The organism is Halotia branconii CENA392, from assembly GCF_029953635.1.
Classification (GTDB): Bacteria; Cyanobacteriota; Cyanobacteriia; order Cyanobacteriales; family Nostocaceae; genus Halotia; species Halotia branconii.
Window position 1 is genome coordinate 2,279,640 of the sequence record NZ_CP124543.1, and the last position, 17,670, is coordinate 2,297,309.

At 36.8% G+C, this 17,670-nt stretch carries 13 protein-coding genes; 9 read left to right on the plus strand and 4 right to left on the minus strand.

The window, feature by feature from the left end:
* Positions 1–116: 116 nt before the first annotated feature.
* Both QI031_RS10045 and QI031_RS10050 read right to left on the minus strand, forming a co-directional pair.
* Complete coding sequence (locus QI031_RS10045) at positions 117–1,172, minus strand: acyltransferase family protein (RefSeq protein ID WP_281485034.1); 1,056 nt, start codon at positions 1,170–1,172, stop codon at positions 117–119.
* An 83-nt stretch (positions 1,173–1,255) separates the two neighbouring features.
* A complete protein-coding gene (locus tag QI031_RS10050) occupies positions 1,256–2,497 on the minus strand; it encodes a glycosyltransferase family 4 protein (protein WP_281485035.1) in 1,242 nt (413 codons plus the stop codon).
* 934 nt (positions 2,498–3,431) lie between these two features.
* On the opposite strand from QI031_RS10050, the gene QI031_RS10055 reads away from it, so the two are divergent.
* The 5 genes from QI031_RS10055 to QI031_RS10075 all read left to right on the plus strand — a co-directional run bounded on the left by QI031_RS10055 (position 3,432) and on the right by QI031_RS10075 (position 10,015).
* Positions 3,432–4,286 (plus strand): WecB/TagA/CpsF family glycosyltransferase, encoded by an 855-nt coding sequence (locus QI031_RS10055; RefSeq protein WP_281485036.1) that lies wholly within the window; start codon positions 3,432–3,434, stop codon positions 4,284–4,286.
* Between the two features lie 326 nt (positions 4,287–4,612).
* Complete coding sequence (locus QI031_RS10060) at positions 4,613–6,793, plus strand: GumC family protein (RefSeq protein ID WP_281485037.1); 2,181 nt, start codon at positions 4,613–4,615, stop codon at positions 6,791–6,793.
* Positions 6,794–6,847: 54 nt separating this feature from the next.
* Positions 6,848–7,453 carry a serine O-acetyltransferase gene (locus QI031_RS10065; protein ID WP_281485038.1) on the plus strand — a complete coding sequence of 202 codons (606 nt, stop codon included), beginning with the start codon at positions 6,848–6,850 and terminating at the stop codon, positions 7,451–7,453.
* A gap of 53 nt (positions 7,454–7,506) precedes the next feature.
* Positions 7,507–8,730, plus strand: a complete 1,224-nt coding sequence (locus tag QI031_RS10070) for a glycosyltransferase family 2 protein (protein WP_281485039.1) — start codon at positions 7,507–7,509, stop codon at positions 8,728–8,730.
* A 10-nt stretch (positions 8,731–8,740) separates the two neighbouring features.
* A complete protein-coding gene (locus tag QI031_RS10075; RefSeq protein ID WP_281485040.1) occupies positions 8,741–10,015 on the plus strand; it encodes a glycosyltransferase in 1,275 nt (424 codons plus the stop codon).
* A 43-nt stretch (positions 10,016–10,058) separates the two neighbouring features.
* Here the strand turns inward: QI031_RS10075 and QI031_RS10080 are convergent, their stop codons facing one another.
* The gene (locus tag QI031_RS10080; protein WP_281485041.1) at positions 10,059–10,925 is read right to left on the minus strand and encodes a beta-1,6-N-acetylglucosaminyltransferase; all 867 of its coding nucleotides are present in this window, start codon (positions 10,923–10,925) and stop codon (positions 10,059–10,061) included.
* A gap of 367 nt (positions 10,926–11,292) precedes the next feature.
* Between QI031_RS10080 and QI031_RS10085 the strand changes: the two genes are divergently transcribed.
* A complete protein-coding gene (locus tag QI031_RS10085) occupies positions 11,293–12,282 on the plus strand; it encodes an O-antigen ligase family protein (protein ID WP_281485042.1) in 990 nt (329 codons plus the stop codon).
* Between the two features lie 143 nt (positions 12,283–12,425).
* On the opposite strand, the gene QI031_RS10090 is transcribed toward QI031_RS10085, so the two are convergent.
* Positions 12,426–13,481 carry an acyltransferase family protein gene (locus QI031_RS10090; protein WP_281485043.1) on the minus strand — a complete coding sequence of 352 codons (1,056 nt, stop codon included), beginning with the start codon at positions 13,479–13,481 and terminating at the stop codon, positions 12,426–12,428.
* Between the two features lie 456 nt (positions 13,482–13,937).
* Between QI031_RS10090 and QI031_RS10095 the strand changes: the two genes are divergently transcribed.
* From QI031_RS10095 to QI031_RS10105, 3 genes are all read left to right on the plus strand, one after another.
* The gene (locus QI031_RS10095; protein ID WP_281485044.1) at positions 13,938–14,939 is read left to right on the plus strand and encodes a glycosyltransferase family 2 protein; all 1,002 of its coding nucleotides are present in this window, start codon (positions 13,938–13,940) and stop codon (positions 14,937–14,939) included.
* A 75-nt stretch (positions 14,940–15,014) separates the two neighbouring features.
* Complete coding sequence (locus QI031_RS10100) at positions 15,015–16,100, plus strand: acyltransferase family protein (protein WP_281485045.1); 1,086 nt, start codon at positions 15,015–15,017, stop codon at positions 16,098–16,100.
* A 103-nt stretch (positions 16,101–16,203) separates the two neighbouring features.
* Positions 16,204–17,640 carry a protein kinase domain-containing protein gene (locus QI031_RS10105; RefSeq protein WP_281485046.1) on the plus strand — a complete coding sequence of 479 codons (1,437 nt, stop codon included), beginning with the start codon at positions 16,204–16,206 and terminating at the stop codon, positions 17,638–17,640.
* Positions 17,641–17,670 lie beyond the last annotated feature (30 nt).

A 17,670-nucleotide genomic window follows, 5' to 3' on the forward strand; every position in this document is an offset into this window, starting at 1 on the left:
GATTGGACTCAGCAAAGCAAAATCCAAAACTGGTCAGGATGTTGGGTCTCATTCTTCGACCCAACCTACAAATTTTTCGGCATCAATATAATCTTGTCATGCCAGTAATTTACTTTTTATGTAGCAATGCTTCTTCTCTTCAACTTTTTGAGTGTAAACATATATGGAAATTCTAGTTTTGAGCAAATCATAATCAGAGCAATAGGGGCATAAATACCAATCGTCGTTCCTAAAATAAAATGGATAACCGGATCTGTAATCCCAAATATTTTTTGAATCCCAATGCGTAAAATAGATGCGGCAATAGTGTGAGCAACAAAAATTTCTAGAGAAAATATTCCCCAGTTTTTTATAGATGATACAAGATTGAACTTTTCCAGCACAACTGCCAAACTGATTGAAGATCCAATCCCCAATATTGCCAACAGAGGAATTGCAATTAAATTTTCTGCAAATTGTAGTTGAACTGCTAAACCAACTAGAAGGTATCCCCCCAAGATAATCAAGAGCAAAATATAAAGCTTGGTTCGCTCAATCAATGATGTCAAGACATTGCTACCTATAACTGCTCCTAGAGCAAAATAAATCGCATGGCGACGGAATAAATACAACACGCCCCAAGGGCCGAAACTGACATCTAAGACATGTAAACCATAGATTAAAATAGAAAAAACTAAGAAGAAGACTGGAGATAGTTTCAGTTTATTGAATATTCCATAGACTAAGAAAATAGCAAATAAAGTGTACAAAAACCAAAACTGCATGATCGGCTCATAACCAATCTTCAAAATATCGGTAAATGAAGATGGTTTATTAGTGTAACGCGATCCTACAGTTTGAAATATGCCTTGTATTACAGACCAGATAAAATAAGGATAGGCAATTGTATACACCTTATCCAGCATAAAACTGTTTAAAGGTTTAGATAGCGATCGCTGTACAAATAAACCAGAGATAAAAAAGAACAAAGGCATGTGAAAGGCATAAATCCAACTATCAACAAAGTTCAGCAATGTAGTTGGTTGCAATATGGAACTGTTTAACAGTCCTCGAAGAACATGCCCAACCACAACCAGAAAAATGCCGATGCCTTTAGCATAATCAACCCAATACAATCGTCTCTGCATTGAGGTATTTGAAGCAACTGTCTTTAAAAATTCTTCTTGAGTCATAATAATATGTATGTAATCAAAGTTTTGAAGTTATTTAAGCAGATTAACCAAGGTTTTGATTAGTACTGACAACTGATAACTGTTCACTGATTTAATTGTTGTCGGTGTTGAACTTCTAAAGATTTCTGACCATCTCGAAATAGATTGATTAACTTACTCGCTTCTTGCACAACATCATGCATTTGCTTTACAGAGTCATGTCCAGCTTTACCCATTTGCTCAAGTTTATCTGGGGAAAATTGCAGTACTTGATGTATGGCTTCTGCTAAAGCTGTCACTGAACCTGATGGTACAAGCCAGCCATTGACTCCTGGTTTTACCAGTTCAGGAATCCCAGCAATATAGGTACTAACTACTGGACGCTCTAACGCCAAAGCTTCCATAATTACTACAGGTAGTCCTTCTGCAAAACTAGCTAGAATAAAAGCCCTAGAGTTCATAATATATTTTTGAACCTCAGCACCACTAGCCCAACCAGTAATCTTGATGTGCTGTTCCAGACGATATTCTGCAATTAAAGCTTCTATTTCTGGTCTCAAAGAACCATCACCTACTAAAGTTAAATTACACTGCAAACCTTCAGATGCTAGTTGCTTGACTGCTTCTAGTAATAACAATTGTCCTTTTTGTTCACAAAGGCGACCAACGCATACTAAGTTTGGCTCTGATGTAATTGCTGTCGTAGGACTATTTAAAAAATAGTTGTCTACACCACAGCGAACCACATGAATCTTTTTCCACTGTTGATGATTACACCAACGATAAAGCTGACCTCTACTGAAGTCACTAATAGTGACAACAAATGCAGCTCGGTTTATCTTTTCTGTCAGAGATAAACTTATGGGTTGGTCAAATTCCTCTGGGCCATGAACCGTAAAGCTATAGGGAGGCCCACCTATCGCCTGACATAACATTGCGACAGTGGTTGAATTGGTTCCAAAGTGAGCGTGTAGATGAGTAATGTCTGATTTACGCAACCAATTCAGCAAAATACAAGCTTCGGCTAGGTAGATGAGATGATAAAAAACACCTCGATTTGAAGCTTTACCAATTTTGAGAGCTAAAAATAAACCTCTCAGCCAGAGAATTGGGCTGTTTATAGCCACTCTTAATAAGTTAAACAGCAGACCTAACACACCTACACCCAAAACTATTTGAGTTTTTTGTAACTCCAGTTTGTCTTCTGGATCAACCAATTCAGATTCGCACGAGCGAATGGAAAAGCGCGACACTGATAGACCGCTATCTTCAATTGCAGCGATTTCACGTCGGATAAAGCTGTGGCTGACCTTGGGATACTGATTAACTAGATATGCAATTTTCATGTTGATTTTGAATACATTTATTAAGCTTACTGATGATTACAAGGTATTTGAAAATACAACATGGTAATTTTCTCAAGATTTAAAAATATACAAATTATTTGCACGTTAGCTTAAACCAACATAAACCCAACTAAAGTCAAGGAAGCTACACACGCTTAAAGCATTTTCTATTGATAACCTGTTCAGATTTAAATACTGCGTTTACTACTTAATTAAGTAATAAGTACAGCTTTCTGAAACAAATATGACATTAACACAAGACTTTTGCAAAGTATAATCAATAAATATGTGTGAATTTTACTTATAGATACTAAGTTGTTTTTAAAACTTACTGTAAAGATTACTTTCTCAATTATTTTTCAAATGTGCCAGATAAACACTGTTAAAACAAGGTCAGTTAAAGTTTTTAAGTACTTTAGCCAGTAATCTTGAACACAGTATTATCCTTGCTTAAACAGTATAAAAATAATATATATGCAACCGTATACAGAGAAAGACAAAAGATTCAGATTAAAAATGACACTATTTTGAATGGCTAGTGGAATCTTATTAATACAGTAATTTTTGGATAATGAATAATCTCTTTTCAGTACTTCTAGCAAACTTTTATGATTGTTAATAACACAGCCTAACTTTAGTGTTCTTTACAACCTCTTTAAAAATATTTTCAGTATTTACATGTTAATTTTATCTTAGCTTTATATTAATTGTTTGCAATTACCGAAAAAAAAGTTATATTCATCTTGAAGATTAAGTAAATATACACAATTCAACTTAGTTATTTACTAATTTTTCGGTTTCTAGCGTGTGTTTTAACTTAAACTTCGCTTTTGTCAATTGCATATTTTTGGTTATCTGTGAATAAAATTACTGATCTTAGCCAAATCAGTAAAAATTTTTTTACTTAAATTTAGTAATTATTGTGACAGCAGTTATGAGACAAGCTAAGGTGCTAAATATATCCATCAATAACATTACAATGGCTGAGTTGTTAGAAAATTTACGGTATGGCGGTGTTGTATTTACACCTAATGTTAATCACGTTATGCAATTGCAGAAAAATCAAGATTTCTATCATGTCTACAAAGAAGCAGACTATATAGTTTGTGATAGCAAAATCTTGATGTATGCAGCTGATTTTTTGAATATACGAATTAAAGAGAAAATTTCGGGGTCTGATTTATTCCCGGCTTTTTATAAACATTACAAACATGATGAAAACGTCAAGATATTTTTGCTAGGGGGTGAACCAGAATTAGTGAAGACTGCACAACGAAAAATTAACGCCAAGGCTGGTCGGGACATAGTTGTTGCAGCTCACTCACCTTCTTTTGGATTTGAGAAGAACGAAGAAGAATGTCAAAATATTGTCGATATGATTAATTCTTCAGGAGCTACAGTTTTAGCAATTGGTGTAGGCGCTCCTAAACAAGAGATGTGGATCGCTAAATATAGAGGCCAACTCAAGAAAATCAAAACGTTCTTGGCGATTGGCGCAACTATTAATTTTGAGGCGGGAAATTTCCAGCGATCGCCTAAATGGATGAGTGAAGTTGGAATAGAATGGTTACATAGGCTACTAAGTGAACCTCAGAGGCTTTGGAAGAGATATCTTTTTGATGCCATTCCCTTTTTATTGTTAATATTGCAACAAAAATTGCAACTTTATAAAAATCCTTGGTCAATAGCTAAACAGCATCAATACAGTAAAGGGGAGTACAGGACATTTTCCCAAGCTGGAAATAAAAGGGACAATATTAAAGAAGAAGTTCTACAAGAACACATCTAGGCGATGTTTCCAGCAAGCCGCGAAATCATCTACAAAGAGAAATCCGACATACTTAGTTAATATGCTGTAGTCCTTTGTGAAGAGTTTTTAGGAAAATGTAGAAAGTTCTGGTCTATTCCTTAAAAGATTTGCTAAGTTATTAGACATCTTAACAATAGTAATTTTTGCAACATGTAAGTAAAAGTAAAATTAATTTTTCTCTCTACTTTTACCTATAAGCCTTTTCGAGGCTAATGCTGCGAAAAGTTTATATGAGTTAAGTTATTCAAAGTCAAATCTTGTGAATATCTCTAACTACCCATTCATCCACAACTTAAGTAACTTTTATGGAGACTAAAAACTATTCCGAAGAAATAGACGTTCAAAAGTATTGGCTAGTTCTGAAACGCCGCTGGTTAATAATTGCAGGAGTATTTACAGCTTTTACAACATTGGGCGTAGTTAATTTCTTGATTCAACCACCCACATACGAAGCAAATGGTAAGTTGCTATTTGAATTGAACCGAACCTCATCCTTGACCGGAGTTGGAGAAAAAATAGGAGATTTAGAATCAATTGGCTCTAATCCTCTAGATACACAAGCTTTGCTAGTCCAGTCTGTGCCTGTTTTACAAGAGGTAATCGATACCCTCAAGCTCAAAGATAAAAATGGCAATCCCCTTGATACAGAGTCAATTGAAATCAAAGTTGAAACAATCATAGGAACTGATGGACTCAAGGTCTCTTATGTATCTAAAGATCCACAGATTGCTAAAGAAGTAGTTAATCAAGTGATGAAATCTGCTGTTGCTAATAATGTCTTAAATAACCGTTCTCAAGTAATGGCAGCAGGCAAATTTCTAGAGAAACAGTTACCCCAAGCTAAAAAAGAATTAGACCAAGCAGCAGAAGCCTTACGTCAGTTTAGATCTCAAAATCAGATTGTCGATTTGGAAGAAGAGGCGACTGGAACAGTAAAATCTATGCTCGCTATTAATGACGAATTAAATAATACTCGTGCTCAAATAGCAAATTTGAATACGCAAGAACAACAAATACGTCGTCAATTACAATTATCAACAGATCAGGCTTTAGATGTTACCTCGCTTAGTCAAGTATCTGGCGTACAAGAATTGTTAGCTGAACTGCAAAAAGTTCAAACTCAGCTCACAATTCGTCAAGCAAGCTTTACCGATGAAGATCCCAAAGTCATTGATCTGAAAAGTCAAGAAGCTGGGTTGCGAGATTTATTGCAAAAACGTATTGCCGAGTCTTCAGGCTCTCAAACAAGAATTGATCCTGGTAAATTGCAAATAGGTGAAATCAAGCAAAATTTAGCTTCAGAATATATTAAACTCCAATCAGAACGCTTAGGTTTAGAGAGTAAATTACAATCTATAGCTAGCATTAAAAATTCTTATAATCAAAGAGCTTATGCTCTGCCAAATTTAAAGAAAATCCAAGGAGAACTAGAACGAAGATTATCACTAGCGCAGAAAAATTATGAAAACTTTTGGACAAAATATCAAGAGATAAAAGTAGTAGAAAGTCAAACTATTGGAAACGCGCGCATACTGCAATATGCCGAAGTAGGTCACAATCCTTCGGCGCTGAAAAAGAAAGTCCTGCTTTTAGTAGGTGGAGTACTTGGCGGATTACTACTTGGTGTCGCGACTGCCTTTTTGATTGACGTACTTGATAAAAGAGTTAAGACTTCTAAAGAAGCAGAAGAACTTTTCGACAATACTTTGTTGGGGTTAATTCCGGCTTTTAAAATTAAAAATCCATCACAGCGAGAAGCTTTAAGCTTAAAACAAATTTCTCGCCGAATTATTGTGGAAACATCTCCCCAATCAGTAATTCATGAATCATATCAAATGCTTCAGGCAAATCTCAAATTCGTGAGCTTAGATAAAAAAGTTCGGACAATTGTAGTCACAAGTTCTATCCCTGGAGAAGGAAAATCAGAAGTTTCTGCTAATTTAGCAGCAGTAATCGCTCAAACAGGACGAAGAGTACTGTTAGTTGATGCAGATATGCGTCGTCCGTCTCAACATCATCTTTGGGGTTTGGCCAACACTGTAGGTTTAAGTGATGTGATAGTTGGTCATGAGAATCTGTTTGATGCTGTACAAGAAATAACTCCTAATTTATCTGTACTCACGACTGGAGATCTACCACCTAATTCCCTGTCATTGATTGATTCAGAGCCTATGCTCACTCTAATTGATACATTATTCCAGAAGTACGATTACGTCATTTTTGACACTCCTCCCTTAGTTGGAACTGCTGATGCAGCCGTTTTAGGCAAGATGGTAGATGGAGTATTAGTCGTAGTCAGACCTGATGTTGTCGATTCCACGAGTGTTAATGTAGCTAAAGCCTTATTATCGCGTTCTGAAGCCAATATTTTGGGCATTGTTGCTAATGGCGTTAATATCAAGCAAGAAGCACCTAATTACTTTTATTACAACAGTTCACACCCAGAACAAAAGATTGAAAAGGTAATTACTGTGCCATTATCTTAGGTTGATCTGCTTATATAAAATCACTGGCTACTGAAACAGGAACTTAATCAGATTATGAGTACACCATTAGAGTTGAGAGTAGATATTGAGGAAACACAACCGACTACTCTCAGTCTTTGGCAACAAATCAAAGAAGACTGGATTGCTCATGGACGAGATTGGACTAAACCAGGACTTAGAGCAGTAGTGGTTCAGCGTTTTGGAGTCTGGAGGATGAAGGTTCAACCTAAGCTTCTGCGCGCACCTCTCAGTATTCTTTATCGAATGTTATTTCGTAAAGTTCGCAACACTTATGGAATTGAATTACCTTATACTGTGCAACTTGGTCGCCGAGTGATTATTGAACATCAAGGGGCGATTGTAATTCATGGGTACTGTGTAATTGGCGATGATAGCATTATCCGCCAAGGTGTGACTTTAGGAAATCGCTATTTAGATCGGCCGTTAGATGCACCAAAATTAGGTAAAGCTGTCAATGTTGGTGCAGGTGCAAAAATATTTGGCGATATTACTATTGGAGATCATGCAAATATTGGTGCTAACGCTGTAGTTCTCTGTAATGTTCCACCAGGAGCAACAGCAGTTGGCATTCCTGCAAAAATCGTCAATTATTCCCAATCTAATCACCAACTAGAAACTAACGAACTTAGTCAGTTATAGAAGTTGTGTATAACTATAAAAATATTTAAACCAAGGAATTACAGGTATAACTAATGACTATTAATTCATACTTGGTTTTAGGCATTGATGCTGTTCTGATAGTAAGCGCATTAGGTTTACTAGTTCTAAGTATAGTTCTATTTGTAGAATGTATTGCGGCCTTGTTTGCGGTTCCTTCTCAAGTTAGTCAAGACGATTGGCAAAATACAAAAGTTACAGTATTAGTCCCGGCACATAACGAAGAAGTTGTAATTCGTTCAACGCTTTTAGAGATCAAATCACAGTTACAAAAACAGCATCGTTTAGTTGTAATTGCTGATAATTGTCATGATGCAACAGCAGAAATTGCTGGCGCAGTTGGTGCTACAGTGATCGAGCGTCATGATCTTTCGCTTATAGGTAAAGGATACGCTTTAGATTGTGGCTTGCGATTTTTAGAATCAGAGCCACCGGATATTGTTATATTTATTGATGCTGACTGCAAAGTTGAACAAGGTGCAATTGAGCAATTAATTCAGTATGCGATCGCCACAAAGCGACCTGTTCAAGCTACCTACTTAATGTCTAAACCTAGTAGTTCTAATCCGAAAGCATCAGTGTCAGCATTTGCCTTTAAGGTAAAAAATTTAGTTCGTCCTCTGGGGTTGGCGCAACTGAAAATGCCCTGCTTGCTCACTGGTACAGGTATGGCTTTTCCTTGGTCTGTGATTAGTACAGTTGATTTAGCCAACGGTTACATAGTTGAAGACATGAAACTCGGCTTAGATTTGACTATAGCCGGACATATACCCGTATTTTGCCCCCAAGCTAATGTGACTGCACTATTACCACAACAAGCGCAGGCCACTAAAAGTCAAAGAACTCGTTGGGAACATGGCCACTTAAAAAGTTTACTTAGTTACGTTCCTGTGCTGTTGAAGGCATCAATAAAGCAAAAAAGGTTAGATTTGTTAATCAGTGCTTTAGATATGTGTGTGCCACCTCTATCTTTGCTTGTTTTTCTTTGGTTATTGCTGACGGCAGTTTCTTGGGTATTTGGAGTCTTCACAGCACTCTGGATACCAGTAACTTTTTTAGCTACAGCAGGTTTATTTCTACTGATTGCAATTCTGGGAGCTTGGGTTAAGTTTGGGCGTACTGATTTACCTTTACAAGAACTCTTGACTGTTCCTTTTTATGTAATTTGGAAAATCCCTATTTATCTGAAGTTTTTGGTACAACCTCAAAATAAATGGATTCGTACAGAACGCGACTCAGTGAATATTTCAAAGCCTTAATTAATTTTTTATGCAAAAGGAAATTTTATTAGTAATGCCTGTTCCGTTTCGGACAGTAGAAGGGCGTTTAGGATTTGACGATCAAACTTGCGAAGGTTTGGTATGCTGGGCAGAAAATTTTGATCGTGTTGTCATGGCTTGTCCTGTGATGCCAGAAGACATTGCTGCCAACAGTGACACTTCTATGACATGGCAGGCGATCGCTGATTTGTCCTGTGCAGACCGACTAGAATTAGTTCCATTGCCCTACGCTTATAAAATCCCAGACTTTATTAAGCACTATCAAACGATTAGTCAATTATTAAACAAAAAAATTCAAGAATGTCAGTATCTTTGTTTTGCACTTAGCGGAGTTGTGGGAGATTGGGGAGCGATCGCCTGTCTAGAAGCCATCAAGCTTAAACGCCCCTATGCCGTCTGGGCAGATCGTGTTGAATATGAAGTTGTCAGTCGCACTTTATTCAAACAAGAGTCACGCAAGCAAGTACCACTCAAGCGTCTTCTCAAGGAATTATTAATTACGCTGCCGTTGCTCAAACCTTATCAGCGCTACTTGATTCGCCATTCTCAGTTAGGGCTTTTCCAAGGACAGGACTGTTACAGTGCATATTCACCTTTCTGTAAAACCTCTTATTGTGTATACGATATTCACACGAAAAAATCAGATCAAATTGATGCTGCCAGTCTTGATTTGAAAATCAAATCATTATCTAACGAGCAGCCTTTATTGATTTGTTATACAGGACGAGCTGCACAAATGAAAGGCCCCTTTGATTGGCTGCGAGTTATACATTATCTTTGCGAAGCTGGTGTTAACTTCCAAGCAACTTGGCTTGGTGATGGCCCACTTCTTGTTGATATGAAGTCACTCGCTAATGAATTGGGTATTACTGATCGCATCCATTTTGTTGGATTTGTTGATGACCGCAGTCAAATTTTGTCAACGATGAGAAAGCATCATATCTTTTTATTCTGTCACAAAACTCCAGAGTCACCTCGATGTTTAGTTGAGTCTTTAGTTTCTGGTTGTCCTATTGTTGGTTATAGCAGTCCCTATTCTCAAGGACTTTTATCAGAACATCAAGGTGGGGCATTAGTGCCGATGAATAATTGGCAGAAACTAGCCGAGTTAATAGTTGAACTCAACTCAAACCGAGCCAGATTAAGTGAGTTGATTCTAAAAGCTGCATTATCTGGTCAACCCTTTGATGAACAGGCAGTATTTCAACATCGAAGTGATTTAATCAAGCAACACTTATTGCCAGAACTTGTTAGCTCGATCTAAATAATTATGTGACAATAGACTTGCTCGATTCAAGTCTAGGTGATCATTTAGCAGATACTCCTAATATTTTTTGGTCAATTAAATCTAATACATCTTGATCTCTAGTGATATCAAATTTCCTAGCAAATAATTTAGGAGAATTTATCAGCTTATCTAAATAACTTTTATCTAGAATTGCCGGAGGTGTAGGATTCGCGTTTTCCCAGTCAGCATACTTGAGATCGTCATTAACAATATCATTTTTGAACTGAGAATTGGAGACAATGGTCTGAAAGAAGTTTTCATCAGGAATAAATACATATTTAAAGTAGTTAACAAAATTGGGATTGCTAATAATGTAATTGTCAATGTAATGTATACAATCTTTTGAAAGACACCACCATTGAGAGCCACCGTATGGTTGAAGATGCGGTAAAAACTTACGCTTAAGAGTGAGATAAAAATGTTTACCACGAAGACGAAAATGCCAATATTGTACTCTATTTAAAGCTTGATAGCATCCATCTTGATTAGTCCATCTATTCTCAGAATTTAAGGAAAAAGATTCTATGAACTGCTTGCCTTGTGATTTTTCTAAAAACTCTTTTATTTGACTGTTAGTCTTAATTAAATAATCTTGGCCTGATAGGAGAATTGTATAATCAAAATCTATGTTTGTTTTAATTAATTGTCTAATACCTTCTATAGTTGCCTTGACAATATTAAAGTCTCCCCAATAACAACTATGTCTTTTTAAAAAATAAACATTTGAGATGTTCTGAAGTTGCTTTACTAGATGTTTGTATATCTTGTCACTTGTTCTTTTATCAATATGAATAAAAAAAGATGTATTATCATTTTTGAGGCGAAAAATCAAACGTACTAACTGTTCGGGGTTTTTGTGTGCCAAAATTATATAAGCAATCTTCATAGTGATGTGTTTTTTGATTTTTATAGCATAATTTTGAACTAAATTTATCTACTATATTAACAAATTTATATATTTGATTAAACACAAAAACTCAAAAAGCGTTTATACAATAATGATAAATCAATTTTAATCAAACTCTTTATTTTTTATTATGAAAAAATTTCTCACAATTGCTGAAAACTTTTTCGTTGTTTTAAGCTTAACCTTTTTCACAGGAGGCTTAACTGTTCTTGTTCCATACAGCATACTCACATTAATCAGATATTTTACTTGGGTAACTGTAGGGATTGTAATTTGCATTCAGTGGAAGAAATCTCTTTTTATAGTTAGTCGAAATATACTGCTTTGTATATTAACACTAATCATCTTGCTGTCATTTATCTGGTCATTATCTCCAGTATTCACACTTAAAGATTTGCGTGAAGTTTTGCAAATGACCATGTTTGCTTTATATTTTGCCATGCGATTTAGCTTTAAAGAGCAGGTAAAACTAATTGCATGGACATTTACTATAGGAATTTTACTGAGTTTATTTTTTGCCCTCGTAATACCTTCTGTTGGTATACATGGAGCAGATCACCCAGGAGCATGGAAAGGAATCTACGATTATAAAAATACCTTTGGCAGCATGATGGTTTTAAGCTCATTAGCATTTTTTCTGCTGCCCGCCGAAAAACCAATATACCACTTATATAAGTGGACAGGTTTTGGTGCATCGCTAGTGATGATGGTGCTTTCAACTTCCAAGTCTTCTTTGATAATTTCTTTGTTTTTGATATTTATGGTGTGGGCATATCGTAATTTTCAGTGGCAAGGGAAACTTAGCATCGTTTATGTAAATATTGCAGTTTTGGTCATTGGATGTATTGCTACAGTAGGTCTAACAGAATGGGTGTCTATTGTAACTGGTTTAGGGAAAGACCCAACTTTAACTGGACGGACAATTATTTGGGATGTAGCGTTAACTAAACTCCAAGAAAGCCCATTGCTAGGTTTTGGACGTGGTGCGTTTTGGGCTCCAGGAAGTAAGTATGCGATCGCAACTGGTAGAGCAGTAGCAGTTGGTTTTATACCACCTCACGCCCACAATGGTTTCATTGATTTAGCTTTAGATGTGGGCTTGATCGGTTTACTGTTATTTCTAATTAATTTTGCTATCACGTATTTTCGAGCTTTGAACAAGGCTTACGCAGCTAAAAACCCAGAGGATGCTTGGCCTTTAGCCTTTCTGATGTTTTTAGCAATGAATAACATGACGGAGAGTTATCTGCTACGTTTATCTAATATTTATTGGGTTTTATATATAACAATTGCTTTATCTCTAAGCCAAAGAAGTAAAGCTAGCAACTCTAATTAACCAAACAAAAGTTATCTTAATTGTCATATATAAATCTGATTTGATTCTTGAAGTTACTTGTCTAGAAAAGGGAACAGGGAACAAAGAAGAAAAGTATGAGATGTACTGAGTTTTTTTCAAAAATCAAATACTATTCCTATATTTTAGGATAACTTTTTGCGTAGTTGTGCCACTGGAAACTCTATAAATTTGTAAATTGCATAAGCTAATCCAAAAGAAATCAACAAAGCAATTCCTCCTTGGATTGCTTTATGAACTTGGGGTAGATACATGTGAACTGCATAAATAACAGTGTGGTGTACAAGATAAAGTGAATATGAAAGTAGCCCAATAAAGCGCATCCATCCCAAATTTAACCACCGGAATAATCCCCAATTGGGAAAGAGAATAGCGGTAACAAATATTGGATATAAAGCAATTCCTTGAATGGTGTAACGAAAGGTTTCTTGAAATTCAGGAGAGCGATATAAAAAAGAGAAAAGAAGCAAGGCAATTCCTAAAGGGAGAAAAAACAGCTTCCATATTCTGTTAGACCAAGGCTGAGAATCCATCATTGGATTACCATTAACTGCTAAGGCACAGCCAAATAAGATGCCATCTATTCGGGTATCTGATCCATAAAAAGTACGGCTTGAATCTACTCCCAAGCCGTAAATTAGAACACATCGCCACAATAAGACAGCTAAACACAAGCCCCAAAAAATTAACATTTGTTTTTGGGGACTCAAACGCAGCTTACGTAAAGCTAGATAAAGGAATGGAAAAAGCAAATAGAAGTGTTCTTCGACAGCAAGAGACCAATATACGCCACTACCAATAGTGATTCCACCGCCAATAAAGATGAAATAATAGTTAGCATAATGCAGAACTTGAGATAGAAAAGCTGGCAGGTAAATTTGCCCCTCAAGAAATCCTAAAAAAGTTAATGTGACTCCTAATAACAACACAAAGTAAAATGGCGGCCAAATACGTAATGCTCGCCTGAGATAAAAGCTTTTAAAATCAAGATTTTGATAGCGATCATACTCTCGTCGGAGAATAGTTGTAATTAAGTAGCCACTCAGAAAGAAAAAGACTGTTACGCCAAAGCCTCCAGGCACAATCTTACTCAGCCCTGCATGAGCTAAAAAGACAATTAAAAAAGCAACAGTTCTCATCCCATCAAGGGAAGGTATGTAGAATTTTGATGAATCGCTCATTATAAATAAATAATCTTACTCAGTTTTTTTTATTAATTTTCCAAGTCATTTACAGACTATGCCATTTTTAGTAAATCTTAGACAAATCAAAATTAGCAGTATATTTATGGCTGCAAATATACCGACAGAAATTGTTTAACTAATTAAAATTTTACTCGGTATAAAGTTCGTTATTATTATTTTTTCAGGGCAATAGTTTAAATTGTATGTAGATATTGATGAAGATAATATAAAGAAGCTAAATGTGATCACTGATTATCCTGGTCGTATCAGTTAATATAACTAGGAGCAGCTATTTTTTGACCAGAAAATTGAGATATTATTGCATATAGTGTTAAATTTATAGTGAATACTACTTACTTATGAAAAATCGCTAACTGAGAACTTTTCAAACTTAATTTTTATCAACTACTGCTTCATTTGAATGAAATATTGGTGAGTGTGGGAGGTTAAAATTTGCAGCCAGTAGGAATAGTTATTATCGGACGCAACGAAGGCGATCGCCTCAAAGATTGCTTAATTTCAGTGATAGGTGAATCAGTAACAATTGTCTATGTAGATTCTGGATCTACAGATGGAAGTTTAGTACTAGCTAAATCTTTAGGCGTGCATGTAGTAGAGCTGGATTTATTAATTCCTTTTACTGCTGCTCGTGCTAGAAATGCGGGGTTTGAACACTTGTTACAAGTAGAACCAAATATTGAATTTGTTCAGTTTGTAGATGGTGACTGTCGAGTGGTCAAGGGATGGTTAAAACTTGCTATAGATGAGTTTTTGACTCAACCAGATGTTGTAGTAGTGTGTGGCCGACGGCGTGAAGAATTTCCTACTCAGTCTATTTACAATCGCCTGTGTGACATCGAATGGGACACTCCTGTTGGTGAAGCTAAAGCCTGTGGCGGCGATTCAATGATGCGTGTGAAAGCCCTCAAACAGGTTGGAGGATTTAATCCGACTTTAATTGCCGGCGAAGAACCAGAATTGTGTGTGCGGCTGCGTCAGGCAGGTGGCAAAGTTTTACGGATAGATGCAGAAATGACATTACATGATGCTCAAATTACTCATCTGAGTCAATGGTGGAAGCGATCGCAGCGAGCCGGTCATGCGTATGCTGAAGGAGCATGGTTACACGGTGATAGTCCTGAACGCCATTGGCTCAAAGAAAGCCACAGTATTTGGTTGTGGGGTTTAATTTTACCACTCCTAGCTATTACGACTGCATGGTTAACTTGGGGTTTGAGCATCGTTTTTCTAGTGATGCTTTATACGCTATTAATGTATCGCGTATATCAAAGTACCGTGCAACGAGGACTGAAGTTAAAAGATGCGCTTGTTTACTCCTTATCTTGTGTAATAGCGAAATTTCCGCAAGTGCAAGGACAAATCCAATTTCACATTTCCCGGTTGCTTAAACGGCAGCGTACTTTAGTCGAATACAAAAAAGCAACCTCAAATTAAACACTACTTGATTTTGAAATATTTTGTACTGCTAGTTACGGAAGTATCTACAGACTTTTTGTCCAGAGGTAAATCATGAAACAAGGTAGCCCATTGGCACCCCTAACTGAAAAATCTTCTAAAGTCCGTTTTTACTTTCTTGATGCCTTTAGAGGACTCGCTGCATTGTGGGTTGTTCTGTATCATGCTGAGTCGGGCAATCATATCACTCAATTAAGCAAATTTCTACCCGAATGGATTGTACTTGTAGTCTTCAAATGGGGACATCTGGGTGTATCTATATTCTTTGTCTTAAGTGGTTTCGTGATTGCACATTCGTTACGAGCTAAGAAGATTAATCTAGCCTACTTCAGTAATTTTACTTTAGGTAGATTTATCCGGTTGAGTATACCTTATTACGCATCAATCGTTTTAGTTCTCTGCTTGATGGTTATCTCGTCCAAGGTTAAAGGCGAAGTATTAGTACTACCATCTTTAGAAAGTCTGTTAGCGCATCTATTATATCTTCAAGAAATTCTTGGACTAAAGCAGATTAATACTGTCTACTGGACTCTGTGTCTAGAAATGCAGTTTTATGTGATTTTCTGTTTGGTATTAGGTTTATCACAGAAGTTAGATGATTTTAAAAATGTGAACTCTGGTCGAGCATTAATTTTTGTCCCTGTATCTGTGCTTGCTGCTGTGTGTTCACTACAAGTCTTCAACAATCATCTCTGGTCTGCATTGTTTCTGCCCTATTGGTATAGTTTTCTTCTGGGAGCTTTTGCTTATTGGTCATATACCAATGTGTTGAAGCCTGTATATTTCTACTTTTATTGTGCAGTTATAACGTTTATATCTATCAGCGATCACTCATTATTCATGTTTACCTGTGTTATTGTCGCAACTCTGTTTTTAGAAGTTGGACGAACTAATCGTCTGCAAATTTGGCTAAACTGGCGTTGGCTACAATTTATCAGTTTGATCTCGTACAGCCTTTACCTTGTGCATAATCCAATTACTGGTGCGACATTCCTGGCAGGATTTAAACTACTAGGTCATTTTGTTTGGACTGAAGTCTTTTTGTTAATAGTTACTATTATGGCGTGTACTGTCTGTGCTTGGATTATGTGGAAATTGGTAGAACAACCATCCATAGAGCTTAGTAGAAAAGTCAAGTAAGCTAATCTTGATCTGAATCTTGAAGATACACAAAAACTTTAATCTGTTGCAGATGTAATAGGAAGTTACAATACATCTGTTGGCTTGCTAGGCGATCGCTTTTATGTTGGGTCAGTTACTAGACGGACGCTATAAAATTCTTCAAACCTTGGGTTCTGGTGGCTTTAGTCATACCTATATTGCCGAAGATACCAAACTTTACAACACTCGCTGTGTAGTTAAACAACTCAAGCCGCAAGCAACTGACCCCAAGCATTTGCAATTAGCCAGAAGATTATTCGACTCCGAAGCCCAACTTTTGCACGAATTGGGTAATCATAATCAAATACCCCAACTACTGGCTCATTTTGAAGAAAACCAGGAATTTTATTTAGTTCAGCAATTTATCCCAGGTCATCCTTTAAGCCGTGAACTGACACCTGGAAAACGGTGGAGTGAGGCTTATGTCATCGCCTTATTACAAAGTATCCTTGAGCCTTTAGTCTTTGTCCATCAAAATCATGTCATTCACCGAGATATCAAACCTCCTAACTTAATTCGACGGCAATCTGATGGCCAGATTGTCTTGATTGATTTTGGAGCCGTCAAACAGATTGGTACTAGAGTATTGAGTCCTCAAGGACAAACTAGAATGACTGTATGCATTGGCACACCTGGCTATATGCCTAGTGAACAAAGTCAGGGTTGTCCCAAATTAAGTAGCGATATTTATGCGGTAGGTTTGATTTGTATCCAAGCCTTAACAGGATTAATGCCTGACCATTTGAAAGAAGATCCCCAAACTGCTGAGATTATTTGGCGTGACTTAGTATCTGTTGATCCAGAACTGGGTGATGTTTTAGATAAAATGGTACGCTATGACTTCAGGCAGCGATACCAGTCAGCCGCAGAAGCGTTGGCTAGAGTACAAAAGCTGGCAAATACTTATGCATTAACATCACAGTCAGTTACTCGCACATATACACCGATTCTTGAACATAGTCATACTCAACCACCCCTTTTTTCTGTACCGCCCCCAGTTCTACCTCAATACAGTCGAGAAGTTGCTTTTCCAGCTAAACTTTTATCGCCTCTAAAACCATTCGTAATAGACCATTACCTAAGGGTAGGATGGAGCTTTTATTTTCAATGGATATTAGCGAGTGTTTTTGGTTACGCTGGAGGATTTTTTATTGGGTTTGGTCTTCTGGGAAATTTAGGTGAGGTAGCCTCTATTTGTTTTTGTGGATTAGCTGTGGGAGTTAAGCAATGGATAGTGCTACGGCGGAAAGTTTCACAGCCTTCTTGGGAATGGGTTTTGGCAACTACTCTGGCTGTTGTGATTACTTTTTTTCTCAGTGGATTAACTAACCTTAAAGATTTTATTTTTTTACATGGATTTATTATTGGCATTGGGCAATGGTTCGTACTGCGGCGATTAGTTTACCGAGCTGGTTGGTGGATATTAGTGAATGCCATTGGTGGTTGGATTGGTGGAATTATTTCTGGAGTAATGCTGCTGTGGTTGTTACAAAGACCGAAAAGCACGAGCAATCCTTGAGTGATGAAAATTATATTTTATAGAAAGCGG